Source organism: Paenibacillus nicotianae (genome assembly GCF_042681745.1).
Classification (GTDB): Bacteria; Bacillota; Bacilli; order Paenibacillales; family Paenibacillaceae; genus Saccharibacillus; species Saccharibacillus nicotianae.
The window spans coordinates 43,875-68,588 of the sequence record NZ_JBHUGF010000010.1 but is presented as its reverse complement, the minus strand read 5'-3'; the positions used below and the strand labels follow the sequence as shown (position 1 = coordinate 68,588).

Genomic DNA, 24,714 nt, shown 5'->3' with positions numbered 1-24,714 from the left:
TTTTTTAAACGATACATAAAAAAAGCTGTTTATTCCTTATCATCACTGACAGGAATAAACAGCTTGGTGCATCAATATAATATTAAAATGAGTTGGGATTATAAAGACATACTGTAGATTTTACGTACATCTTCTGCTTCTAACTTGTTGAAGTTACCAAATGCGCCAAATTTCATTGCTTTGTCTACCATGACATCGATTTGGCTATCATCGATTTCGTAATCTGCTAGACGGCTAGGTGCATCGATAGAAGTCCAGAAATCGCGCAATGCTTGGATACCTTCATTAGCTACTTCTTCATCGCTCTTACCTGTTGGGTCTACATTGAATACATTGACTGCTAATTTAGCAAAACGAGCAGGGTTTACTTTCAAGTTGTGTTGCATCCAGTTCGGGAACAAGATCGCAAGTCCACCACCATGAGGGATATCGTATACAGCAGAAACGGCATGCTCGATATTGTGAGTCGCCCAGTCTCCGTTATAACCCATATTCACTACACCGTTCAATGCCATTGTACCTGCGTACATAATTGTTGAACGCAATTCAAAGTTTTGTAGATCATTGATCAATTTAGGTCCAGCATCAATAACACCACGTAGAATCGATTCACAGAATCCATCTTGAATATCGGTATTCTTTTCAGCATGGAAATAATGTTCTAATACATGAGACATCATATCTACGATACCATAGACCGTTTGGTCTTTAGGCAAGGAATATGTGTTTTCTGGATCAAGGATAGAGAATGCAGGGAATGAATATGCACTACCCCAACCTAATTTTTCTTGTGTTTCTGTATTTGTAATTACAGAACCGCTGTTCATTTCTGAACCTGTTGCTGCCATTGTTAATACAGTACCTAATGGTAATGCATCGGTAGGAGCTGCTTTGCGTTGTGCAAAGTCCCACATGTCGCCATCATATTTTGCACCAACAGCAATTGCTTTGGCACAGTCAAGTACACTACCGCCACCAACAGCAAGAATCAAGTCAATGTTATTCGTTTTACACAAATCTACACCTTTGTGTACTGTAGACAAACGTGGATTCGGTTCTACGCCAGCAAGTTCTGTAATGTTAGCGCCTGCTTCGTTTAGATAACCGATGACTTTGTCATATAGACCTGCACGTTTGATACTACCGCCACCATATACAAGCAATACGTTTTTACCGTAGTTACCTACTTCTCTTTTCAACTTTTCAAGTTGACCTTTACCAAAAATAAGACGGGTTGGATTATAAAATTCAAATGAATTCATTCAAAATTCCTCCTTGGAATATAACGATTGCATAGATGAAGTTATTCTTCTCTATACCTATAAAAATACATCTAACACCTCAACTGTAGGACAACTGCTGTAATAAGTTATAAGTAAGTTACTGTTCCTCAGCCCTTTACAATTATATACCTTATACAGATAAAAACAAAGTTTTCCGATGAAACTGCTTGTAACATCAATTTCACACAATTATATTTGATGAAATCATAAAAAAATCTACTACCTCTTATCATTACCCAGAGATAGTAGATTGACTAGCATTACATTTAACTTTTTAAGACATAATTCATTTTGGTAATAAAACGACGGAATGCTTCGCGTCCTTGATCATTGCGTTTGTATACACCTGCGTGTTCTAGAATTTCAGCAAATTTGGTGCCGACTTCATTTTGAATCGTTAAGGTGGCTTGATCGTGGTCTAGCTCTGTTCCATATGCTTCAACCAGATGTTCAATCCATAACAAGTGTATCGCTAACGGATGTTCAGGTTGTTGTCTGATCATTTCCAACACAGCGATATCTCCTGTCAAAATCGAAGCAATCTGATCCAATTCTTCTTTTAATCGACCTGGCAAAATAGCTAAGCCCATCACTTCGATCAACCCGATATTTTCACGTTTTAGATGATGCATTTCAGGATGAGGATGGAAAATGCCATCTGGATATTGTTCATTGGTACGGTTATTACGGAGTACAAGATCAATCTCATATTGACCGTCACGACGACGAACAATTGGTGTAACGGTATTGTGACGAACTGATTCTCCATTTTGAATCGTTGATGCTAGAATATCTACTTCAGCGTCACTGTACTGTTTCCATGCTTCATAGATTTCGTTAGCAGAGTTCAACAATAAAGAAGAATTATTCGCGCGTAGACGCACTACAGACATCGGCCAGTTGACCAATTCTAATGTAATATCGTCATGAACAGCATGACCATATACTTCTTCTACAGTTGCACGCTCAATCGGGAATGTATGTCGTCCACCTTGAAAATGATCATGCGTTAAAATCGAACCGCCTACAATCGGCAAGTCTGCATTAGATCCGAGGAAGTAATGCGGAAATTCATCGACAAAATCGAGCAGACGACGGAATGTGTCTTTGGTTAATTTCATCGGTACATGATCATGATGCAATACGATACAGTGCTCGTTGTAATACACATAAGGCGAATACTGGAACAGCCATGATTCTCCATTCAATTGAAGCGGAATTACACGTAGATTTTGTCTGGCTGGATGATTAATACGTCCTGCATAACCTACATTTTCGCGACACAACTGACATTTTGGATAAGATGGTGGTGGCATTAATTTGGCCAAAGCAATCTCGGCTGACGACTTCTCAGGCTTGGATAGATTGATCGTCATTTCCATTTCACCATAAGAAGTTGGTTGTTTCCAATATACATTTTTGGAGACGCGATCCATTCGAATATAGTTAGAATTGATCGATAACTGGTAAAATTCACTGGTTGCTGATTCAATACCTTCACGATCTAATGTATCGAAAAAATCACCTGTTACTTCAGATGGGCGTGCCATCAATAGTCCCATAATTTCCGCATCCATCAGATCACGATACGTATCTGTATTTTCCACAAGTAGACCAATACTGTATGCATAATCGATCAAAGTATCTAACATGACTTGAGGTTCAGCCGCCGCCTGTCCCTGAGCGATCATATGAATTGCAGGTACATCAGGATTGTAAGGCTCATCGAACTGGAATTGCTTTAACAATAGATTCCGTCCGTAATCGATATCTGCTCCTTTAATCAATCCTTTATCAAAAGCGAACTTAATCAGTTCATCTATCGCTAAAAGTGCACTATTCTGTTCGGTTGTCCGTTCTACTGAATTACTCATGATCACCATATCCTTGTGGATGAGATTCGTGCCATTGCCATGCACCACTAATAATATCTTCTAATTGATTATAAGAAGGTTTCCAACCCAGTACAGAGCGTGCTTTCTCAGAAGAAGCTACCAATACTGCTGGATCACCACTACGACGTGCTTCAAATTTGACAGGAATATCGCGTCCAGTGACTTTGACTGCGGTCTCTATCACTTGCTTAACCGAGAATCCTTGACCGTTACCTAGATTGAATACGTTACTTACACCATCATTGTTCAAATACTCTACAGATTTGATATGAGCATCTGCTAGATCACTAACATGGATATAATCACGTACACATGTACCATCTTCTGTTGGATAATCTTCACCGAATACAGAGATAAATTCACGTTGACCTAGTGCTGTCTGCAATACCAACGGGATTAAATGTGATTCTGGACGATGATCTTCTCCAATTTTGCCACTGATGTGTGCGCCTGCTGCATTGAAGTAACGTAATGCTACATAACGAATACCATGTACTTTATCAAACCAATTCATCATGCGTTCCATCATCAACTTGGTTTCACCGTATACGTTTGCTGGTTCTGTACGATCACTTTCTTCAATCGGTACTTTTTCCGGTTCACCGTACGTTGCCGCTGTTGAAGAAAATACGATTTTTTTCACGCCTGCTTGTTGCATTGCATCCAGTAGACACATCGCTCCATAGACATTGTTATCATAATATTTGAAAGGATTTTGCATACTTTCGCCTACTAATGAGCTTGCTGCAAAATGGATGACTGCTGTAATATCATTTTCTGCAAAAATACGTGCTAACAATTCTTTATCCCGTAGATCGCCTTCGTATAATGTACCACCTAACAGTGCTTCACGATTCCCTGTTAACAAATTATCAATCACCACTACTTCTTCCCCACGCTCTAATAAATCCGCTACTGTATGCGATCCGATATAACCTGCTCCACCTGTTACTAATATTGCCATTTCATTCGCCTCCTAATAGTAGTATATATGCTGATGTCTAGTGTAACGCTCTTTTGTGAAGAGCATATAAACAACAGATTTGCATCATAAATCAATTTGAGAAAAGCAGATACTGATCTATAGATAGATCATAATAAGCAGTATCGATGTGACCTTATGTCTGTTACGACTCATTATTATTATACTGAATAGATATACATTTTGCGTTGCTGTAGATAATAAATAATACGTTTTTACCTTGATTTACTTTAATATAACGTAGTTTTGAATATTTGACTTGAACTAAGTATACTATATGAATATCATAAGATGTAATGAATAGATGTGTGATCTATATGGACAAATGTGACTTCGGCTGTTGACTATTAAAAAGGAGTGCTTGATAATGACAACCGCCAAAACGTATCAAGTTTCACCTAATCCTATTTTTCATGATCAGGGAGCTTTGTATGTATTGTTTGCTGGAGAAAGTCAGACAGATCCTGATCATCGACTGGGTCCCAAAATATATGATTATTATTTGCTACATTATATCGAAAGTGGTCATGGACAATTTATAACTGAAGAACGAACCTATCATCTATCTGAAGGAGATTTATTTTTGATTCATCCCGGTCAACTGGTTAGTTATATTTCCGATCCGAACCAACCCTGGCATTATCGCTGGCTTGCGTTTGCCGGACAAGAAGCTACCACTTTAGTAGAAAAAGTAGGATTTACTCTACATGCTCCGATAGCTCGTTCTGGTGATCAAAAGCGGATCGGCACTTATTTGGAACAATTGCTTGTTTCATTTGCCAGTCAAAAAGAAAGCTCTGATCTGGCTGCACTCGGATATCTCCATCTTATTTTAGCAGAACTTAGTGACTTAATGATGCAGCAAGCTGTACTTCCTGGTACGCAATCGATGACCCGCCGTATCGTCAAACAAATGATTCATTATATGTCCAGTCAATATGCCCATCCTGTATCGATTGAAGATATGTGTAATAGTCTCGGGTATAATCGAGCATATATGTCTCGTATATTCAAAAAAGAAACAGGTATGACACCGGTAACCTATCTGCTCAAATTACGAATCGATAAAGCACGTCAGTTATTACGAGAACGTCCAGAGTTATCTACACAGCAGATAGCAGCTTCTGTCGGTTTAACCGATGCTCTTTATTTTTCTAAGCAGTTCAAACGGTTTTATCAAGTATCGCCTACCGCATATCGAGCTTCTGTTCATCAGTATAACCATAAATGATTTTGTAACATCACCCCATAGATATGATCGTTATAGTGATTCTATCTATGCAGTGAATATCATAAGCGGGAGAAGGAATAAAGGAATGAATAAAAAAGAACAGGTACTGACTAATTTTCGAGATTTATTTAGTAAAATGGTCTGGCTAAATAAACTCAAACTGGAAAGTGCTCTGAATGATTATAAGCCTTCTGAAGTACACTGTATCGAATATATTGGTAACCATACTGATGCAAATGTAACTAAAATGGCAGAGTCTATGTATATGACAAGAGGAGCAATAAGCAAAATCACTAAAAAGTTGATCGACAAACAACTGATCGAAAGCTATCAGAAAGCGGATAACAAAAAAGAAATTTATTTCAAACTTACAGAAAAAGGGCTCCAAATTCAGCAAGTACATGATCAATTACATCAAGAATTTGAAGAACGAGATCAAGTAGTATTTGAACAAGTGACTGATGAACAATTTGATCGTATGCTTCATTTTATAGAAAGATACAGTAATCATTTAGATCATGAAATTAAAAAGTTAGATCATGATCCAAAGCCCGAATAACAGATATATGTTAAATATATAGAATCTATCCTAGACAACCACTCTTCATTATAAGTGAGTTGTCTTTTTTATATTTTATTTTTGTTGACAAGGAAACAAAATCATAATATTATAAATTTGTTTCCCAGGAATCAATATGAAAAAATAAGGAGAGATCACTATTGTCTACATCTCATCATTCATCACCTACCGCACCACCTGTAAATAAACATGCTTTGCGCTTTGGACTGATTTCTGTATTTCTTTGCGGAATTGGATTCAGCATTATAGCTCCTGTCGTTCCTTTTTTAATTCAACCTTATGTTCATTCTTCAGCAGAACAAGCACTAATGGTTACGTTATTGATGTCTGTGTATGCTCTTTGCGTATTTCTGGCTGCACCTGTACTTGGATCGTTAAGTGATAAATATGGTCGTCGTCCTATCCTGTTATTATGTCTGCTCGGTTCAGCTATTGGATATTTGATTTTTGGTATTGGTGGAGCGTTATGGGTATTGTTTGTAGGGCGTATTATCGAAGGGATAACAGGCGGAAGTATCAGTACCATCTTTGCTTACTTTGCAGATATTATCCCTGCGCAACAACGAACCAAATATTTCGGGTGGTTAGGTGCTGTTGTAGGTGTAGCCACTATTATCGGTCCTACATTAGGCGGAGTGCTCGCTAAATTTGATTATACATTCCCTTTATATTTTGGAGCTGTTATTACGTTGCTCAATATGGTATATGGAATCTTCTTTATGCCAGAAAGTCTCAAACCAGAATATAGACAACAACAAATGACACTCAAAAAGTTAAACCCTTTTTCACAACTGTCTGCTTTACTTTCCATCAAAAATATAAATCGATTGCTGTTATCTGCTTTTTTACTCTGGATTCCAAATGGATCTTTGCAAGCTATCTTTTCTCAATTAACGATAGATACATTTCATTGGAAGCCTGTATTAATCGGGTTGATGTTTTCAATCCTTGGAGTGCAAGATATTATTGCTCAAGGTCTGATTATGCCTCAACTTTTGAAAAAATACAGTGATCAACAAATCGCTACATTCGGTATGATTGCCGAAATTATGGGTTATGCACTTATTGCAGTATCGATCGGATTTACTTATTATCCTCTTTTTATCGCAGGGCTGTTTGTATTTGGTTGCGGTGATTCGATCTTCGGACCTGCATTTAACGGTATGCTCTCCAAATCTGTAGATGCTAGTGAACAAGGAAGAGTACAAGGAGGAAGTCAATCGATCCAAGCTTTGGCTAGAATGATCGGTCCTCTTATTGGAGGTCAACTCTATATTTTACTCGGTCATGCTGCTCCTGCTTGGTTGGGAATCATACTGATCTTCTTGGCTATCATCGTTTTGCATAAAGGTGTAAAAATGGTACAACAAAAAAGCTTTAGAACATGATTATGTTCTAAAGCTTTTTTTTCTTGAAAATTAAAAATAATAGTGTAATTCTGTTACTCTATTTCCTACTCTTGTTTACTTAGCTTCATCTGTTTGCAAAATCGAATCGATACGATCCAATTCAGCTTGTGTGAAATCAAGATTGTTTAATGCAGCCACATTTTCTTCAATCTGAGAAACACGACTTGCACCGATAAGAGCAGACGTTAATTTGCCTCCACGTAAAGCCCATGCTAATGCTAATTGAGCCAGACTTTGTCCACGCTCTGAAGCCACTTCGTTTAGCGCTTGTGCTTTGCGAATACTTTCCGGTGTAATCGAATCTTCACTTAAAAAGACAGACGAACCGGCTGCTCGTGAATCTTCAGGTACACCTTTCAAATATTTGCTAGTTAACAATCCTTGCGCAAGCGGACAGAACGCAATACTTCCTGTACCTGTTTCTTCAAGCACATCTTGCAAACCATCTTCGATCCACCGATTAACCATAGAATAGTTAGGCTGATGAATCGTCAAAGGTGTACCTAATTGTTTTAAAATAGAAGCCGCTTCGCGTGTCTGCTCTGCGGAATAACTAGAAATCCCTGCATACAAAGCTTTACCCGAACGTACAGCATAATCTAAAGCCATCATGGTTTCTTCTAACGGAGTCTCTGGATCAAAACGATGAGAGTAGAAAATATCTACATAATCTATATTCATCCGCTTTAGACTCTGATCAAGGCTGGATAATAAATTTTTGCGAGAACCCCATTCTCCATAAGGCCCTGGCCACATATAATAACCGGCTTTGGTCGAAATAATCATCTCATCCCGATAAGCCGCAAGATCATGCTTCAATACTTGTCCAAATGTTTCTTCTGCTGAACCTGCAGGAGGGCCATAGTTATTTGCCAGATCAAAATGCGTAATTCCTATATCAAAAGAACGCGTGATCATTTCACGACTATTCTCATAGACATTAATTCCACCAAAATTATGCCATAATCCTAACGAAATCGCTGGTAATTTCAATCCCGAACGACCGCTACGATTGTACTTCATCTCTTCATAACGCTTTTCTGAAGCTACATAGACCACAATAACCCCTACCCTTCTTCAAGCAAAAATGGATATATTCACATCTTCCAAATCATAGCGTAAGCGTTACCATTATGCAAATAAATTCATTTCGCTAAAATGATATCTAAAGGCGTTGTTGTACTTGTTCCATCACACTACCCATTGGATCTGTAATCAATAAGTCAGCTTGACGATCATGACCTGTTGGTGAAGCATTTAACAAGACAGTATGTTTCCCGCGGAAATAAGATACCAATCCTGCTGCTGGATAGACTGTTAGCGAAGTACCACCAATCAATAATAGATCAGCTTGAGATAACACTTCTACTGTCTGTTCAAGCACATCTTGATCTAATGATTCTCCATATAACACTACATCCGGTCTGATTACGCCTTGATCAATCGGACAACGTGGTACTCCTGATTGAGCCAGTACATCGTCTAATGTATATTGTTGCTTGCATGTTGTACAGTAATTACGATGAATAGAACCATGCAGTTCCAACACATTACGATTACCTGCCATCTGGTGAAGACCATCTATATTTTGCGTAATAATAGACAATAGCTTCCCCTGCTTTTCTAACAAAGCTAATACATGATGTACCGGATTAGGCTTGGCTTGCGGATGGATCAATTTACTACGGTAAAATTCAAAAAACAACTCTGTTTCTTTTTCAAAAAAAGGACGGCTTAACATTTCTTCAGGCGAATAACCTCTTTTCCCATTTTCACTGTATAATCCTTGTGCAGAGCGAAAATCCGGGATGCCACTTTCTGTCGATGTGCCTGCTCCACCGAAAAAGACAATTCGCTTTGATTCTTGTATCCATGTCGTTAATTGTTCTATTTTATCCATAATCGTAGGCTCCTCTTTTCTTCCCTTTGTCTACTTTATAATCGTTTTAGATATTTATTCTTTTATTATAGCAAGCTGATCGTAATTCATAATGATCATATGAGCATCCGGTAACTCGGTAAGAGCTGATTCTTCAGAAGAACTGATACCAATACAACAAGGGATACCTGCATTCTGACCCATCTGCATATCTGCATTACTATCTCCGATCAATACAGTCTGATGCGGTGACATACCCAAACGTTCACATGCTATATAGACCAGATCAGGTGCAGGCTTGCTTTGTTGTACTTGATCACTACCGATAATATATTGAAAATAACTTTCCAATCCACTCCAACGAAGATGTTTTACCGCTTCAGATGTCCAATCTGCTGTAATAACAGCAAGTGGAAGCTGTATTGTACGACATTGCTCTAGAAATAGAAGCAGTCCGGGCAATGGTTGCACCGGACGTTCCTTTTCTATATGTTGCATTGCTATATCACTGAACTGACGAATCTGAGCTATCGCTTGATCCCATGGTGTACCTGTAGCATACAATTGCCATGCTAGTACCGCTGTGGATTGTTCGACCGAAGCCATCGCCAGTGGCCCACAGCGATCATAATCGATCAGATGACCTTCTTGATTATAGCGAGTACCAAATACATGCTCTCGATCTCCGATCAACGAATGACCGCTAGCTTGCAAATGATTCTCGATCTGAGTCAACATGCGTTCAGCCCATGATCCCCACAACTGCATAAAATCAAACAATGTCCCATCTTTGTCAAATAAAAGAGCATCACAATGTACTTGTTGTGTTTTGATTTGCAAACGTACCATTGGCTTGTACCCCTTTAGCTACAGGTATCTAGAATATTCTCATAGAAATGATTACTTTTTCGTTGCAGACTTCTGAGTAGCAGGAATTTCTTTCATCCAGCCCAAAATAGTATTTACCGTCTGCTTACGTTGTTCGTCTGCATCAATTTGAGCAGGCAGATCGTCTTTTTGCTCACCATAACTACCAAATTGAGCATGATTACCACCTTCAATACTATAATAAACGGTTTGTTGTGGTAAAAAAGCACGTGCCGCTTCATACGTATCTTTTTTGAGCAATCCATCTTTAGAAGCAGTAATCGATAACACAGGGATATCTGTTTTTTGCAGATTTCCTTTTTGCTCTGGATAAGAAGCTAGGAAAAATACACCGGCGATATGATCCAGATGTGCGGCCGCATAACGGGCTGCAAATACACCGCCCAATGAATGACCTCCAATCACAAACTTCTCATCAGGATAGCGATCAATCACAGCTTGCGCTGCATCGGTTTTGAAAAAGGCAAAATTAAACGGCATTTTCATAATGTATACCGTATGTCCACTTTTTGCTAGATCATGAGCAAATAAGCTATAAGCTTCTGGCTTAACTCTTGCACCCGGGTAAAAAATAATGCTATTTCCTTTAGGTTTGGCATTGCTAAAAGATATCCATTCTTCTGTATCTTGCACTGCGATCTTGTCGGTTCCAGAGACTAAAGCTTGCTGAGCCTGACTGGTTGGCGTATACGGTGTAAATACATACCATGCCGCCGCTCCTGCCGCAAGAATAAGCACAATCAGAATAACGAGTAGAATTTTACCGATCTTTCCAGCGCGACTGCGCTTGCGTGTACTGCCATAACTTCCAAATTGATTCCGATTCTTTCTAAACATAAATCTATGATTCCCCTTCCACATTCATCCTAGCGCTATATAAAGCAACAGCCCGTTTCCTTCGCAGGACAACAGGCTGCTTCTTATGTGATTATATCATGTTAGGGAACCATTGTTTATTTTTAAAAGTTTTATCATTTATGCACACGTCTGCATTTTGGCAAAGACTAAAGCCTTATTACTGCTTAGCCTGATAATAAGCTTCCATGTATTGCTCTGCTTTTTGACGTACCAGACCATAATCTCCTGTTTTGAGTGCTTCTGTTGTTAGATCAGAGCCAATCCCTACAGCCACAGCTCCTGCTTTGATCCATTCTCCTAGATTAGCTAACGATACACCACCGGTAGGCATAATATTGGCTTGTGGCATAGGGCCTTTTAACGTTTTGATAATAGACGGATCGTATAGGTTGCCCGGGAATAATTTAACAATATCTACACCCAGTTCAAGCGCATGTTGTATTCCTTCAAGTGTAGTCACGCCAGGTAATACAGGCACACGATATAAATTACAGATTTTGACCGTTTCTGGATTCAACGAAGGCCCGACAACAAATTCGGCTCCAGCCATAATTGCTGCGCGTGCTGTCTGTGGTTCCAGGACTGTTCCTGCTCCAATAATAGCAAAGTTTTCTGACGCATCTGCTTTCCAGCTATACATGCGACTTAATTTTTCAATGGCTTTCAATGCGCCCGGCACTGTCATAGTAATCTCAATAATTTTGATTCCACCAGCAATCGCTTGTTCTGCCATCGTAAATACTTGATCTGCCGAATCTCCGCGTAAAACAGCTACCACACCGTTATCGACTATTTTTTGTATCAACTGTAGTTTTTTCATCGGTATATGCTCCTTTAGTTTGTAAGTTTAGCGTTCGATATGAACTTTATTGTTTAACTTCGCTTCCACTTGCTCATGAGTTGGTAATGCTTCCCAGTCGCCTACAGCTTGAATAACCATAGAACCATTTAGATTACCGAGACGTACAGCTTCAGTCACTTCATATCCGCGTAACAATCCAACAATAAATCCAGCGCAGAATCCATCTCCTGCTCCTACGGTATCTAATACACGTTCTGCTTTGAAATAAGGAACTTCCAACTTCTGCCCTTGATCCAGTACATACGTCAAATTAGGACCGCCTTTGACAATACAGACTGCTGATAATGTATTCAGACGCTCAAAAATCTGTGCTTCATCTTCTGTTTGATACAACAAACTCAGTTCATCCAAGCCTGGTAAAAAATAATCACATTGCTCGGCTAGACGCAATAATACAGGACGAGCCTGTTCAATAGTCCATAATTTGAGTCGTAAATTCGGATCAAAACAGACTTTGACACCTGCCTGTCTAGCAATCTCTATCGCTTTTTCTACAGTTGCCAATCCAGATTCACTAATAGCTGCTGTGATTCCTGTAACATGCAATATGTTAGCCTGGCTGATATAGGCTGCATCGAGATCATCTGGAGTCATTCGACTGGCTGCTGAGTGCTTACGATAATAATGCACCGAAGCATGACCGGATACATTTTCTCGTAACATTAATCCTGTCTGTTCTCCTTCTGCTAGCACCGAGCGAGACACATCTACACCTTCACCTCGAATTGCTTTTTGAATCATGCGCCCTAGCGGATCAGCACCAAGACGACCGAACCAACCGACAGTGTGCCCCAAGCGAGCAATACCGATCGCTAGATTACTTTCAGCACCGCCAAATGATTTGTGTAGATTGGCAGCGTACTCCAGACCACGAGAATCATCCGCAGTCATCAACCCCATAGACTCACCGAAAGTGACCACTTCCGGGTAAGTATGCTGATTGTTCATTGTTAAGCCTCCTGAGTGCATCCAAAATCATGCGTAATATGTAGCTGGTCATATTTACCATTGTCGCAACCGCTTTCTTTGTTGTCAATGACATAGCTTTATCATGTATATACAATTTTAACGATAGATACGTTTTTCTATCGTGAATTAAATCACAAAAATAAAAAGTTTTTTGTTTATTTTTAAAATAAACTCTATATGCTACTCCACATACGTTATTTCAGATCAATATAATAAATGTTTCATCTATAGCTACTTGCTCAACTATAGTGAAAACATTAGACTGATCAATTGGTAGAACTTTCTATCTCTCAATAATTCTACTCTGCAATTCATTATGTTCAATAACATACTTTTTTTCAAAAGTAATAACGATCTTTTACAATTAAAATCACTATGATTTTCTAGTCTATCTTTATATTTTTTTCCAACTCATTCCTAATTTTTCGTTTCACTCTAAATGAGACGGGTAAGTAACGGATAAGTATACATGGCGTTCCATGCTTACACTTATATGAATAAGGAGTGATTTGGTGATGGCACAGAATAACAACAACGGCAAAATGAGCCGTGAAGAAGCAGGTCGTATGGGTGGCCAGGCAACCTCCAAAAAACATAATAAGCAATTTTATCAACAGATTGGCAAAAAAGGCGGCGAAGCTACCTCTGAGTCTCATGACAAAGAATTTTATCAAGAAATTGGTAAAAAAGGTGGAGAAGCTACTTCCGAATCTCACGACAAAGATTTTTATAGAGAAATAGGTAAAAAAGGCGGCAGTCGTTAATACCATAAAAAGCAGACATTTCCATTAATGGTGGAATGTCTGCTTTTTTTATAATTTCTTTTGTTTTTTATTTTGTTTTACTACAGATTTAATATATATTCGCTAGAAAAAAGCTAACACATATGGTAGACTCTATAGAAAACTTCCGCGTAATTCGTATGTCTATACTACATTATGCAAGACTTTTTTAGCTTTTTCCTTTGGCGTTACAACGCGCTAAAGCTTAAAAGCTTACTATTATATATTTGGGGGGAAATCGACACCATGGTAGTCAACAAGGGCAAAAAAATGCGTTCCGATATGATCAAAAAAGGGTTCGATCGTGCACCACACCGTAGCTTACTTCGTGCCGCTGGCGTTAAAGAAGAAGATTTTGGTAAACCGTTTATCGCGGTATGTAACTCTTATATTGATATCGTACCCGGTCATGTACATTTGCAAGAGTTTGGTAAAATCGTTAAAGAAGCGATTCGTGAAGCAGGCGGGGTTCCGTTTGAATTTAACACAATCGGCGTAGATGATGGTATCGCAATGGGACACATTGGTATGCGTTACTCGTTACCAAGTCGTGAAATTATTGCAGATTCGCTTGAAACTGTTGTTGCCGCTCACTGGTTTGATGGTATGGTTTGTATTCCAAACTGTGACAAAATTACACCAGGTATGATGATGGGTGCTCTTCGCGTAAACATCCCTACGATGTTTGTTAGCGGTGGACCGATGAAAGCTGGTAAAGACAAAAATGGTCGCTCGATTTCCCTAACATCTGTATTTGAAGGTGTAGGTGCTTACCAAGCTGGTAAAATTGATGATGCAAGTCTGCTTGAATTAGAACAATTTGGTTGTCCTACTTGTGGATCTTGTTCAGGAATGTTCACAGCGAACTCGATGAACTGTCTAGCAGAAGCAATGGGTATTGCTTTGCCAGGTAACGGAACGATTCTTGCCGTTTCTGAAGATCGTCGTGATTTTGTTCGTAAATCAGCAACACAATTGATGGAATTAATCAAATTAGACTTGAAACCTCGTGATATCGTAACCAAAGAAGCATTAGATAATGCTTTTGCGCTTGATATGGCGATGGGTGGTTCTACAAATACAGTTCTTCATACGTTGGCTCTTGCTCAAGAAGCAGGTATCGATTATCCAATCGAACGTATCAATGAAGTCGCTAACCGCGTACCTCACTTGGCTAAATTGGCTCCAGCTTCTGACTGGCATATCGAAGATGTGCATTTGGCAGGTGGCGTAAGTGCGGTATTGAATGAATTGCTTAAAAAGCCAGGCGCTCTACACCCGGATTGTATTACCGTTACAGGTAAAACGATTCGTGAAAATGTAGAAGGTCAAGAAATTCAAAATACAGAAGTTATCCACAAAATAGATAATCCACACTCTGAGCGCGGCGGTCTAGCTGTATTGTTCGGTAATCTAGCTCCTCAAGGTGCTATTATCAAAGTTGGAGCGGTTGATGCTTCTGTTGGTGGATACCATAAAGGGCCTGCTATTTGCTTTGATTCACAAGATGATGCGTTGTACGGTATTGCTAACGGTCATGTCAAAGAAGGTCATGTTGTTGTTATCCGTTATGAAGGCCCTAAAGGTGGCCCTGGTATGCCAGAGATGCTTGCTCCTACTTCTCAAATCGTAGGTATGGGTCTTGGTGCCAAAGTCGGTCTAATCACAGACGGACGCTTCTCAGGAGCTTCTCGTGGTATCAGTATCGGTCATATTTCTCCAGAAGCTGCTGAAGGCGGGCCTATCGCTTTCGTTAATGATGGAGATATTATTGAACTGGATCTGAACGAACGCAAAATTGAGCTTCATATCAGTGAAGAAGAATTTGCGGAACGTCGTAAAGGTTGGGTTGAATTTGAACCTAAAGTAAAAACAGGATATCTAGCTCGTTATTCCAAACTTGTAACGAATGCAAGTATGGGCGGAGTTATGAAAATATAGTCTTCTCTATCTTCTCTGAGTAGATTAAAGATCATGTATCACTCACAAGGAACTGTCCTCAGGGGCAGTTCCTTTTTCTGTTGACGTAGATGAAGTCCACTTATAAAATGCTTGTATACTCTGTTAAAAAAGGAGATTTAGCCTGCTTATGCTTCCTTTATACAAAAAATATTGGCGTACTGCTTTTGATATCGGTATTGTAATTTTGACGGTATATCTAGTGTTATTGCTTGCAAGCAAGCTGTACCATATTGCAGCGCCTATCTTTTTATCGTTTATTATTTTTGCTTTAATCGAACCTTTTGCTATGTTTTTAAATCGTCGTGGATTACCGAAAATGGTCTGTTCAGCGATAGCTGTACTGACATTTGTGTTATTTCTACTTGGCGCATTGTTTGGAGCAGGATTAATCTTTATTTCGCAGTCTGCTCAGATTGCAGATAATTTGCCTGAATACGCTAGAATTGTTCAAGGGCATTTCACAAGGCTGACTACACTTATGCACCAAGAATTAAATACATTACCGGACAATGTCACACAGCGCATCAATGAATATTTTGCTATCTTTACCGGAAATCTAGCCATCTGGGGCAAAGCGGCTTTTAATTATGTTTTAGGCTGGCTTAGTTCATTTTCTACCTTTATTGCTAACTTTGCGGTCGGTATTATTTTAGCTTTCTTTTTGAGCGCTGAAATTAATCTTTGGAGACGTGTCGCTACCGAACGAACACCCAATACGCTCAAAAAAGCTTATTTCTTTTTGAAAGAACATGTTTTCTATGCGATTGGTGCTTATCTCAAAGCGCAATTGATAATGGTGATGATCACTTTTGTACTGGTGTACATAGGATTGCTTATTTTGGGAGTGAATAATGCTTTTTCGATCTCTTTACTCAGTGCCGCATTTGATATTTTGCCACTATTGGGTATTCCAGTGATTTTTATTCCCTGGATTGTTTATCTGTTTGTAGTTGGGGAGACAGGGCTTGCGATCGGGTTAATTGTTGTGCTGGTAGTTGTGATGTTAACCCGTCAATTGCTTGAGCCCAAAATTACAGGCAATTCGATTGGTATCTCTTCTGCTTACTTGATGTTGTCTGCGATGATTATTTCACTATCGATTTTCGGAGTTGTTGGATTGGTGTTATCACCTATTTTAATTATTTTATTAAAAGAATTGTGGTTACAAGGATATTTACAACGCTGGATTAGACTTCCACAAGAAGAATTTGAACCGATTACGAATGATGATCCTCCTTCGCCTGTACAATAGATGTTGATTTAACAAGATCTATTGATATGACTGATTATAAAGCGTATTGTTTGGATATCAAAAAGCCGAAAGACCTTTAGTTACTAGGGTCTTTCGGCTTTTTTTATCTATAGTTACAGAGATACGATTACAACACTATAGACACAATGTATAACAATATAAGTCTGTTTATCTATATTACATTTTTTTGTCTGACTCAGTATCGGTATCTAGTGGTAAATCATGTTCCTCTGGTTGTTGATGAATATCATCCGGTGTAGCTGAGTATGATTCTTCTGCTGATGTAGCATGTTCTTCTGTAGCATGTTCTTCTGTATCATGCTCAGCAGGATCTAGAGAAGCTTCGGAAGATGGAGCCGTCTCTTCATCTACTGTAAAACGAGAAATCGTTTCTTTGAGATCAAGCGATACATTTTCCAATTGACCAGAGAGTTGAACGAGCTGACCGCTGACATTGTGTTGTTCATTACTCAGTGAAGCTACCTCTTGTGAAGTGGCAGAAGACTGCTCTGCTACTGCACTAACATTACTCATCGCTTCAGACATCGTATTTTGCACTTGACTCAGATCATTGATCGAAGCTGTGACAGAGTTTAGTTTCGTAACAAAAGCAGACATCTGACCTTGTACCGATTCAAAAATCGTAGTCGTATCTTTAACCGCTTCCGTTTGTTGCTTAAATAATGGATAAGCATCATGAAGAACTTTGATCGTTTCTTCCATTTCTTGCTGAATATTGGTGGTAATTTTACCAACCATAAGAATTGATTCACGTGATTGTTCTGCTAGTTTGCGTACTTCATCAGCAACCACCATAAATCCTTTACCTGCTGCTCCGGCACGAGCGGCTTCTATCGTTGCATTAAGGGATAAGATATTAGTTTGTTTCGTAATATTCTGCATCACCTCAAGTACTTGTTGTACAGATGACGTACTTTGCTGTAACGAGTCGATACGAGCGCCAAGCGAACGAATCATATCTTCTGTCGTTTGGGTGCGGGTTAGCAATTGCTCCATATGCTGTACACCTGTCTCACTCGCTTGTTCTACATCATGAGCAGAAGCACCCATTTCGTTGTTTGCACTGATGACTTTGTTCATTTGACCCATAATACCATCAGCAAGTTCTGTACCACGTTCTGCTTCTAATGCAAGACTACCTGCACCATTGGCTATCTCTTCTGTCGCTACTGCTATTTCTTTCGCTGATGTAGCTGTCTGCTTAGACGCATTACTAAGGATTGTTGCTGTACCCAGTACTTCTTGAGCAGACTGATTGGTCTGTTTGACAAGGTTCGTAATATTTTCCATCATTTCATTAAAAGCAGCACCTAACTGTCCAATCTCATCTTCGGACTTATGCTTCGTCCGAACATTCAATTTACCTTGTGCACCTTTACGCATTAATTGCTGTAGATTTTGTAGTGGCTTCGCAATAATACGAATAATAAACATACCGATTAATATAGCAAATACCGCATCGATCACTGCAAAAATCAATGTCATATTCAAAATAGGCTTCGCACTCGATACCAGTTCATTAATAGGTACTGTTCCGACCAATTTCCAATCTGAATTTTGAAGTGTACTATAAGCGATAAGGATAGGCGATTGACCATCACTATTTTCAACTCGACCGCTTTTCTCTGTTAATTGAGGTAAAAAGCTATAATTTGATGGTTGGGCAATGTCTGCACTATTCGTTGATGCAATGACAGTATTTGTAGCACCGCCAATAAGATCAACACGACCACCAGTGCCCATATTAACATTAGCAATCTGATCTTCAATCAACTTACTGTTAGCACTAATCACGAATACAAAAGAATCGGAAGAGTTAGTAGTACGCACAGCTCGTGCAAATAAAAAGTTTTTGACAGTGCCTTGCATGTTCATCGTAGGAACCCATTGCATCACACCATTGCCACTTGATAATTCTTTGTACCATGCTGTATTACGCACATCGTCTGCTGCTGGAATTTGTACACCTGCTCCAACTACATTCACATCTTTATTCATAGGTACAATATAGATCGAATCGATCGCATCCAGTGAATTTAACTGATTTTGTAGATTGCTTGTGATTGCGTTAACCGCTTGGAATTTATCAAAATCGTCTATACCTGGTTTAGATAAATTGAGTAATTCTTCTTGCATATTCGGATCAAAAAAGATTTGAGTCGATGAATTCACCAGTTGCCCCAAAATCACATCTAATTTTTCACCTGTTTGAATAATCGTTTGCTCATTACCGAGTGCTGCATTTTCTTTAATAATACTTTTTGCTGTTAAATACGAGAATGTTCCTAATGATACAACAAGCAACATAATCGCGATAAAAAAGATAAGAAATAATTTAATACCTACCGATTTAGCAGGATGTAAGCCACGCCAGCGCGGAGTAGGCGAAGATGGATCATTGGATCGATTTTCACTTTTGGTGGAAAAGATAGGACTTTTAGGAATGTGCGCCCACTTGGGAAACGTACGCGCCTTTTTGACTGGAGGAGAGGGAAAAGAAGAATTGGCTGTATCCGTTTTCTTTTCTTGTGTAAACCATTTTTTCTGAGCTGTTTCTTTTGCCTTTTTTGATACACCTGTACGTTCACGTTTCAATTGCTTTTTTTGTTCTTTCTCAAGCTTCTTGGTGTCTGGAAGTGTTATTTTGCCATTTGTTTTGCGCTTTTTCTGCAATAACCCCATAATCTTCACCGCCGTTTTAGATTTCGTGTGCATACAGGTTTTTTTATGTAATTCGAATAGTTTATCCCTGTTTCACCTTATAAACGAAACAAAAAATAAGCATCGAAAATGCTCTTGATTCCATTATCGGTTATAAACCAGGAGATTTGAACCCCTTTTCGCAAAAAAATAAGGTCTATTATACTATGACGTATAATAGACCTTATTACATAATATAATTGTAAATCATCTAATTGATCTCATTTAAATATAGATGATATTCCTTAACCATCACTATAATTCTAATTATACATTCCATCATATTATACAGAATAATCAATTGTAATTAGACTGTTACTGCTGCTTTTACTGCTTGCTTGGCTTGTTTGGTGTTATTTTTACGCATCATATCAAAATAACGAACAGGATGATCGACTTTCATTTTCACTTTTTGTAAAGGGTGACGAGCAGCATCTAATTCATTGCCTTCTTCATCCCACAATTGACCAACAATTTGTTTGAAAAACATTTGATTCGGGCCAAAAAATTCAATTTCTTGTCCTGGTTTGAAATGGTTACGTTGTTGTACAGTAGCGATCCCTGTAGCTTCATCATAATCCAATACTAATCCTGCAAAATCATAAGGAACTGCTTTTTCTTCTGCTTCATAAATATGATCTTCATGATCAGGAGTATCATAGAAAAATCCAGTGTTAAGCGGACGATTAGCCGCTTTGTTAATATCTTCAAGCCATTCTGGCTTTAATACATAGTTATCTGGATCAGCCATATACGAATCGATCGCTTGACGATAAGCATTAACTACAGTTGCGACGTAGTGGATCGATTTCATCCGACCTTCGATTTTGAAGCTATCGACACCGACTTCGATTAGATTAGGAATATCTTCTAACATGCACAAATCTTTTGAACCCATAGAGAAAGCAGAATCTTGTTCTTCATAAAGTGGCTTCTGATTCACTCCCAAGCTGAACTGTTGTAACATCTGTTGATCTGCTGCATCCTCTTCAGACACCCATTCTTGTTCTGAACGTGTATCTTCAAAAAGATCATATTTCCAGCGGCAAGATTGACAACATCCTCCACGATTAGAATCACGATCTGTAAAATGGTTCGATAATACACAGCGACCGGAAAAAGAAGAACACATCGCGCCATGAATAAACGCTTCGATTTCAACATCAACATGTTTTTTGATCTCAGCGATTTCAGCAAAGCTTGTTTCCCGTCCCAATACTACTCGTGGCAATCCTTCTTCTTTCCAGAATTTGACGGCTTGCCAGTTCAATGTCGATTGCTGTGTGCTCAAATGCACTTCCAGACCCGGTGCACAACGTAGAGCAGTTTCAATAATAGCAGGATCGGCTACAATCACAGCAGAGATACCCACTTCTTCTAATTTGCACAAATATTCTTCCAGACCTGCTATATCTTCATCATGAGCATAGATATTCGTAGCTACAAATACTTTAGCACCATAACGATTCGCAAATTCGACCCCTTCGCGCATTTCTTCAAAGCTGAAGTTATCTGCATTTGAACGAAGACCGTATTTTTGTCCGCCAATATAGACCGCATCTGCACCATAATGAATAGCAAATTTCAGTTTTTCTAAATTACCAGCCGGTGCTAATAATTCAGGTTTGGCAAGACGATGACGTTTACCATAATACTTTGGTTTTTCCGTTGTTGACATGGAAAGCCCCCCTTTTTCAATCATTCCATTCTACACCTATCAAAATACTTGTTCTTTATAAAAGAATCCAAATGACAATTCACGTTCAGGATCTTGTATACGGCGAATCTCATCCATCCATGATTCATCAAATTCATACTGTTCTGGATCTTGAGCATACAGATCAATCGCTTGACGGAACATGCGGACCGCTGTTTCGTTATACGCTATAGATTTGAGAATACCTTCGATTTTAAAACTGTGAACGCCAGCTTCCATCAACAAATGCAAATCTTCCAGAATACATACATCTTCTGAACTCATAATATGTGTTCCATTATTATCTTCATAGATCGGGAATTTCTCATCACGCCGTTCAGCTTCGATCAAAAAGAGTCCACGTTGTAGACCCAAATCATCACCATCCACCGGTCGACCTTGATGTTGCATATAACTTCCTACTAGACGTCTTTTGGAATGATAAATATTGGTCATTCCATGTACCTGCACTTGAGCTTCAACTTCTAATGTATCGATCATGCCTGTAATTTCATCCATATTAAGCTCGCGTGCTAGCACAGCGCGTGTAGCGCCTTTACGCCCCCAGTAATTCGCTGTAGTCGCATTGGTAGAAGTCATCTCTGCATTCCAGTGTAAAGCAATCTCAGGCGCATACTCACGAGCTAGCGCAACGATTGCTGGATCACCAAATTCGATCCCGTCTACTTGTAACTTTGCTATCTGCTTCATATAATCCGGTAAATCTTCTAATACATCATTTGTCATTAAATTATTAACTGCTACATAAATTCGCTTGCCATGTTCATGAGCATAATCTACTGCTTGTGCAATATCTTCTACTTTGAACTCCCCGGACAAACGCATTCCGTAACGTTCTTCACCGATTAAAAAAGCATCGGCTCCCGCTTCTGCTAAACGATACAATTCTTCGAGTGAAGATGCTGTAACTAACAGTTCAGGTTTTTTATTCATCTTGAAGCCGCCTCCCACACAGCCTTATTTGGCTGTACTCTTGCTTGTTTCGATATTTTTGAGATGTTCTTGATACGTTTTAGCGAATAAGTGTCCGCCTGTACCGTCTTTCTTGGTAACATAATATAGATATTCTGAAGCTTCAGGTGCCAGTGCTGCTTTGATCGCATCCAGACCTGGATTAGCGATTGGGCCTGGTGGTAAGCCTTCGTGTAAGTACGTGTTGTAAGGACTATCTATTTTAAGATCTGAGTATAACAGTCGCTCTTTTTGTTTGCCTAGGGCATATTGCACAGTTGCATCAATTTGAAGCTTCATCTTTTGCTTGAGACGATTATCGATTACACCTGCCACTTGCGCTCTTTCTTCTGGAACAACAACTTCACGCTCTACTAGAGAAGCTTCTGTCAACAACTGATGAACTGTCAGATTACGTTCTTTCAATTGAGCATCCAGATTATCTATCGAGCGTAGCTTGGTGCGAGTAGCTAACAACATATTGGCGATAATATCGGATTCTGTGCTTTCGATCGGTAGATCATACGTTGCCGGGAACAAATAACCTTCCAGTGGATGCAAAATACCATCACCTGTAGGCACTTTAAGTTCTTGAGCAAGTTTTAAAGAGGAAGGATCATCTACCAATTTCATAAAAGCATCACGATCTACATATCCAGCTTCACTTAATTTATCGGCAATTTGAGTTACCGTATATCCTTCAGGAATTGTGAATTTCATCGTTTTGGGCACAACCACTTCTGCATTATCCAGCTTTGTAATAATCTGATCATACGTCAAACCAGGAGTAAATTCGTAATCGCCTGCTTTAAATTCACTACCTTCGCTTTTCATTTTTAAATAAACTTTAAAAGCGAGCGCATTTTTGATTAATCCATTTTGAGCTAATTCATCAGCTACTGTGGCTGTACTTGTGCCTTGCTTTAACGTATATGGTACTACTTGATCTGATGCGGCTGTAGGTTGCATCGCATTCCATCCATAACCAATACCTGCTGCAATCACAATCAGAACAACCAATATAATCAATATCCCTGCCCTACCTCGTCTGCGCAATGAATATAACAGCTCCTTTTACAGCCAAAAAGAGCGGAAAGATCCCGCTCTTTTTGGAAGATAATTGTGCATATTGTACTGCATCCGTGATTAATCTTCAAACGGTAATGTCAGTTCGTCATATAGCTCGGCTACATCTTCCCATTCATCATCATCATCAATAGTCACAAGTTCTGGTTGTCCATCCGCAGCATCGATAATTTTTAAAATCTCGACTTCGTCTTCAGGAATACCATTATCTTTTTGCAAGACTGCATAAGTCCCTGTGTCTATCTGAAATTCACTGACAATACGATAAACAGTCACTTCGTTCTGTTCATCCGTTAGTTCAATCAACAGACCATAAGCTTCCAGCAATCTTGACGTAAACTTGACGTTACTCGCAGAAAGATCAGTCATAGGTTTATTCACCATCCAATTCAGCAACTAGAGTATTGAATGTTTCTTCAACGATCTGCCATTCCTCTTCATTTTCGATAATGAAAAGTTTGAGATCTTCGCCTTCTTCTTCGTATCGAAACGCATATACTTCGTCGGTATCGTCCTCTGTGGATTCCATAGGCACGACCATCATATATTTGGCGTCCGAACCATCAACCTCGAATTTCATGATGACTTCAAACTCTTCCTCATTACCTTCATCATCAGGAATATAAATAATTTCTGGTTCTTCCTCAAGCAAATTTTGATCTTTAGCCATATTTACCACCCTCACCTTTTACTTTTGGCATCCAAGTAATTTTGTAAAATCAAGCTTGCAGCCATTTTATCAACCACTTGCTTGCGTTTCTTGCGACTTACGTCTGCTTCAATTAGCGTACGCTCGGCTGAGACAGTTGTAAGCCTTTCATCCCATAGGTGAACAGGTAGCTGCACAGATTCTTTGAGACTTTCAGCGAATTCCATACTTAGTTGACCACGGGGACCGACGCTTCCGTTCATATTCTTGGGTAATCCAACCACGATCTCAGTCACTTCGAGCTCACGGATAAGCTCGACAATACGCGCATCAACATCTTTGGTACGCTTGCGATCAATGACTTCTACCCCTTGAGCGGTCCAGCCAAAAGCGTCACTAATTGCAACGCCAATTTTTCGATCCCCATAATCTAACCCTAATATTCTCATTTCTTTACGCTCCGTCTCTACCGATGACTGGCCAGGTAGGATCGGACCAGTTCTTCTATTAATTCATCCCGCTCTTTTTTGCCGATCAAACTTCTAGCATTTTTATGCCGGGGAATGTAAGCGGGGTCCCCTGAGATTAAATATCCAACCATTTGATTGATCGGGTTGTATTCCTTCTCAACCAGTGCATCATATACAGTGAGAAGTATTTCCTGAGAAGAGGTTTCGTGCTCGTCACCCTTCACATTAAATTTAACTGTTTTATCCATGGAGTCCACTCGCTGACACCTCGCTTTTTGGAAAAAGTGT

Annotated in this window: 22 protein-coding genes and 1 pseudogene; 6 read left to right on the top strand and 17 right to left on the bottom strand. The window is 39.3% G+C overall.

Going from position 1 to position 24,714, the window contains the following annotated elements:
• Positions 1-98 precede the first annotated feature (98 nt).
• The 3 genes from ACFSGI_RS04605 to galE all read right to left on the bottom strand — a co-directional run bounded on the left by ACFSGI_RS04605 (position 99) and on the right by galE (position 4,142).
• Entirely contained in the window at positions 99-1,262 is a 1,164-nt protein-coding gene (locus ACFSGI_RS04605) for an iron-containing alcohol dehydrogenase (RefSeq protein ID WP_204823010.1), read from the bottom strand.
• A gap of 287 nt (positions 1,263-1,549) precedes the next feature.
• Positions 1,550-3,157, bottom strand: a complete 1,608-nt coding sequence (locus ACFSGI_RS04600; protein ID WP_204823009.1) for a UDP-glucose--hexose-1-phosphate uridylyltransferase — start codon at positions 3,155-3,157, stop codon at positions 1,550-1,552.
• Entirely contained in the window at positions 3,150-4,142 is a 993-nt protein-coding gene (gene galE, locus ACFSGI_RS04595) for a UDP-glucose 4-epimerase GalE (protein WP_204823008.1), read from the bottom strand. Before galE ends, ACFSGI_RS04600 begins: the two co-directional genes overlap by 8 nt.
• Positions 4,143-4,527: 385 nt before the next feature.
• On the opposite strand from galE, the gene ACFSGI_RS04590 reads away from it, so the two are divergent.
• The 3 genes from ACFSGI_RS04590 (at position 4,528) to ACFSGI_RS04580 (ending at position 7,359) form a co-directional block, all read left to right on the top strand.
• Positions 4,528-5,391 (top strand): AraC family transcriptional regulator, encoded by an 864-nt coding sequence (locus ACFSGI_RS04590; RefSeq protein ID WP_379282556.1) that lies wholly within the window; start codon positions 4,528-4,530, stop codon positions 5,389-5,391.
• Between the two features lie 85 nt (positions 5,392-5,476).
• Positions 5,477-5,950: a MarR family transcriptional regulator gene (locus tag ACFSGI_RS04585; protein ID WP_204823007.1), complete on the top strand. Its 474-nt coding sequence runs from the start codon at positions 5,477-5,479 to the stop codon at positions 5,948-5,950.
• A 161-nt stretch (positions 5,951-6,111) separates the two neighbouring features.
• Entirely contained in the window at positions 6,112-7,359 is a 1,248-nt protein-coding gene (locus ACFSGI_RS04580) for an MFS transporter (protein ID WP_204823006.1), read from the top strand.
• 75 nt (positions 7,360-7,434) lie between these two features.
• Here the strand turns inward: ACFSGI_RS04580 and mgrA are convergent, their stop codons facing one another.
• The 6 genes from mgrA to ACFSGI_RS04550 form a co-directional block, all read right to left on the bottom strand.
• The gene (mgrA, locus tag ACFSGI_RS04575) at positions 7,435-8,439 is read right to left on the bottom strand and encodes an L-glyceraldehyde 3-phosphate reductase (RefSeq protein WP_204823005.1); all 1,005 of its coding nucleotides are present in this window, start codon (positions 8,437-8,439) and stop codon (positions 7,435-7,437) included.
• A 106-nt stretch (positions 8,440-8,545) separates the two neighbouring features.
• A complete protein-coding gene (locus ACFSGI_RS04570) occupies positions 8,546-9,280 on the bottom strand; it encodes an NAD-dependent protein deacylase (protein WP_204823004.1) in 735 nt (244 codons plus the stop codon).
• Positions 9,281-9,334: 54 nt separating this feature from the next.
• The gene (locus tag ACFSGI_RS04565) at positions 9,335-10,108 is read right to left on the bottom strand and encodes an HAD family hydrolase (RefSeq protein WP_204823003.1); all 774 of its coding nucleotides are present in this window, start codon (positions 10,106-10,108) and stop codon (positions 9,335-9,337) included.
• A 51-nt stretch (positions 10,109-10,159) separates the two neighbouring features.
• Positions 10,160-10,984 (bottom strand): alpha/beta fold hydrolase, encoded by an 825-nt coding sequence (locus tag ACFSGI_RS04560; RefSeq protein ID WP_204823002.1) that lies wholly within the window; start codon positions 10,982-10,984, stop codon positions 10,160-10,162.
• 178 nt (positions 10,985-11,162) lie between these two features.
• Positions 11,163-11,825 (bottom strand): bifunctional 2-keto-4-hydroxyglutarate aldolase/2-keto-3-deoxy-6-phosphogluconate aldolase, encoded by a 663-nt coding sequence (locus ACFSGI_RS04555; protein ID WP_204823001.1) that lies wholly within the window; start codon positions 11,823-11,825, stop codon positions 11,163-11,165.
• Positions 11,826-11,852: 27 nt separating this feature from the next.
• Positions 11,853-12,815: a sugar kinase gene (locus tag ACFSGI_RS04550; protein WP_204823000.1), complete on the bottom strand. Its 963-nt coding sequence runs from the start codon at positions 12,813-12,815 to the stop codon at positions 11,853-11,855.
• A 536-nt stretch (positions 12,816-13,351) separates the two neighbouring features.
• Between ACFSGI_RS04550 and ACFSGI_RS04545 the strand changes: the two are divergent.
• From ACFSGI_RS04545 to ACFSGI_RS04535, 3 genes and pseudogenes are all read left to right on the top strand, one after another.
• Positions 13,352-13,591 (top strand): annotated as a pseudogene (locus tag ACFSGI_RS04545) (KGG domain-containing protein); the annotation flags it as partial.
• Positions 13,592-13,888: 297 nt separating this feature from the next.
• On the top strand, positions 13,889-15,559 hold the full coding sequence (ilvD, locus tag ACFSGI_RS04540; protein ID WP_204824905.1) for a dihydroxy-acid dehydratase: 1,671 nt from the start codon (positions 13,889-13,891) through the stop codon (positions 15,557-15,559).
• A 148-nt stretch (positions 15,560-15,707) separates the two neighbouring features.
• A complete protein-coding gene (locus ACFSGI_RS04535) occupies positions 15,708-16,832 on the top strand; it encodes an AI-2E family transporter (RefSeq protein WP_204822998.1) in 1,125 nt (374 codons plus the stop codon).
• A gap of 177 nt (positions 16,833-17,009) precedes the next feature.
• Here ACFSGI_RS04535 and ACFSGI_RS04530 read toward each other — a convergent pair whose 3' ends face one another.
• The 8 genes from ACFSGI_RS04530 to ACFSGI_RS04495 all read right to left on the bottom strand — a co-directional run bounded on the left by ACFSGI_RS04530 (position 17,010) and on the right by ACFSGI_RS04495 (position 24,683).
• Positions 17,010-19,568 (bottom strand): methyl-accepting chemotaxis protein, encoded by a 2,559-nt coding sequence (locus tag ACFSGI_RS04530; protein WP_204822997.1) that lies wholly within the window; start codon positions 19,566-19,568, stop codon positions 17,010-17,012.
• A gap of 292 nt (positions 19,569-19,860) precedes the next feature.
• A complete protein-coding gene (locus ACFSGI_RS04525) occupies positions 19,861-21,231 on the bottom strand; it encodes a peptidase U32 family protein (RefSeq protein ID WP_204822996.1) in 1,371 nt (456 codons plus the stop codon).
• Between the two features lie 39 nt (positions 21,232-21,270).
• Positions 21,271-22,203: a peptidase U32 family protein gene (locus tag ACFSGI_RS04520; RefSeq protein WP_204822995.1), complete on the bottom strand. Its 933-nt coding sequence runs from the start codon at positions 22,201-22,203 to the stop codon at positions 21,271-21,273.
• 24 nt (positions 22,204-22,227) lie between these two features.
• A complete protein-coding gene (mltG, locus tag ACFSGI_RS04515) occupies positions 22,228-23,277 on the bottom strand; it encodes an endolytic transglycosylase MltG (protein ID WP_379282547.1) in 1,050 nt (349 codons plus the stop codon).
• 90 nt (positions 23,278-23,367) lie between these two features.
• On the bottom strand, positions 23,368-23,676 hold the full coding sequence (locus ACFSGI_RS04510) for a DUF1292 domain-containing protein (RefSeq protein WP_204822994.1): 309 nt from the start codon (positions 23,674-23,676) through the stop codon (positions 23,368-23,370).
• 4 nt (positions 23,677-23,680) lie between these two features.
• Positions 23,681-23,977 (bottom strand): DUF1292 domain-containing protein, encoded by a 297-nt coding sequence (locus ACFSGI_RS04505; protein ID WP_204822993.1) that lies wholly within the window; start codon positions 23,975-23,977, stop codon positions 23,681-23,683.
• Positions 23,978-23,988: 11 nt separating this feature from the next.
• Entirely contained in the window at positions 23,989-24,405 is a 417-nt protein-coding gene (ruvX, locus tag ACFSGI_RS04500; protein ID WP_204822992.1) for a Holliday junction resolvase RuvX, read from the bottom strand.
• Positions 24,406-24,422: 17 nt separating this feature from the next.
• The gene (locus ACFSGI_RS04495; protein WP_069329188.1) at positions 24,423-24,683 is read right to left on the bottom strand and encodes an IreB family regulatory phosphoprotein; all 261 of its coding nucleotides are present in this window, start codon (positions 24,681-24,683) and stop codon (positions 24,423-24,425) included.
• Positions 24,684-24,714: the final 31 nt, after the last annotated feature.

Coding starts and splice junctions, on each gene's coding strand:
- ACFSGI_RS04605 (WP_204823010.1), bottom strand. CDS start 1,262: ATGAATTCATTTGAATTTTATAATCCAACCCGTCTTATTTTTGGTAAA.
- ACFSGI_RS04600 (WP_204823009.1), bottom strand. CDS start 3,157: ATGAGTAATTCAGTAGAACGGACAACCGAACAGAATAGTGCACTTTTA.
- galE (WP_204823008.1), bottom strand. CDS start 4,142: ATGGCAATATTAGTAACAGGTGGAGCAGGTTATATCGGATCGCATACA.
- ACFSGI_RS04590 (WP_379282556.1), top strand. CDS start 4,528: ATGACAACCGCCAAAACGTATCAAGTTTCACCTAATCCTATTTTTCAT.
- ACFSGI_RS04585 (WP_204823007.1), top strand. CDS start 5,477: ATGAATAAAAAAGAACAGGTACTGACTAATTTTCGAGATTTATTTAGT.
- ACFSGI_RS04570 (WP_204823004.1), bottom strand. CDS start 9,280: ATGGATAAAATAGAACAATTAACGACATGGATACAAGAATCAAAGCGA.
- ACFSGI_RS04565 (WP_204823003.1), bottom strand. CDS start 10,108: ATGGTACGTTTGCAAATCAAAACACAACAAGTACATTGTGATGCTCTT.
- ACFSGI_RS04560 (WP_204823002.1), bottom strand. CDS start 10,984: ATGTTTAGAAAGAATCGGAATCAATTTGGAAGTTATGGCAGTACACGC.
- ACFSGI_RS04555 (WP_204823001.1), bottom strand. CDS start 11,825: ATGAAAAAACTACAGTTGATACAAAAAATAGTCGATAACGGTGTGGTA.
- ACFSGI_RS04550 (WP_204823000.1), bottom strand. CDS start 12,815: ATGAACAATCAGCATACTTACCCGGAAGTGGTCACTTTCGGTGAGTCT.
- ilvD (WP_204824905.1), top strand. CDS start 13,889: ATGCGTTCCGATATGATCAAAAAAGGGTTCGATCGTGCACCACACCGT.
- ACFSGI_RS04535 (WP_204822998.1), top strand. CDS start 15,708: ATGCTTCCTTTATACAAAAAATATTGGCGTACTGCTTTTGATATCGGT.
- ACFSGI_RS04530 (WP_204822997.1), bottom strand. CDS start 19,568: ATGCACACGAAATCTAAAACGGCGGTGAAGATTATGGGGTTATTGCAG.
- ACFSGI_RS04525 (WP_204822996.1), bottom strand. CDS start 21,231: ATGTCAACAACGGAAAAACCAAAGTATTATGGTAAACGTCATCGTCTT.
- ACFSGI_RS04520 (WP_204822995.1), bottom strand. CDS start 22,203: ATGAATAAAAAACCTGAACTGTTAGTTACAGCATCTTCACTCGAAGAA.
- ACFSGI_RS04510 (WP_204822994.1), bottom strand. CDS start 23,676: ATGACTGATCTTTCTGCGAGTAACGTCAAGTTTACGTCAAGATTGCTG.
- ACFSGI_RS04505 (WP_204822993.1), bottom strand. CDS start 23,977: ATGGCTAAAGATCAAAATTTGCTTGAGGAAGAACCAGAAATTATTTAT.
- ruvX (WP_204822992.1), bottom strand. CDS start 24,405: ATGAGAATATTAGGGTTAGATTATGGGGATCGAAAAATTGGCGTTGCA.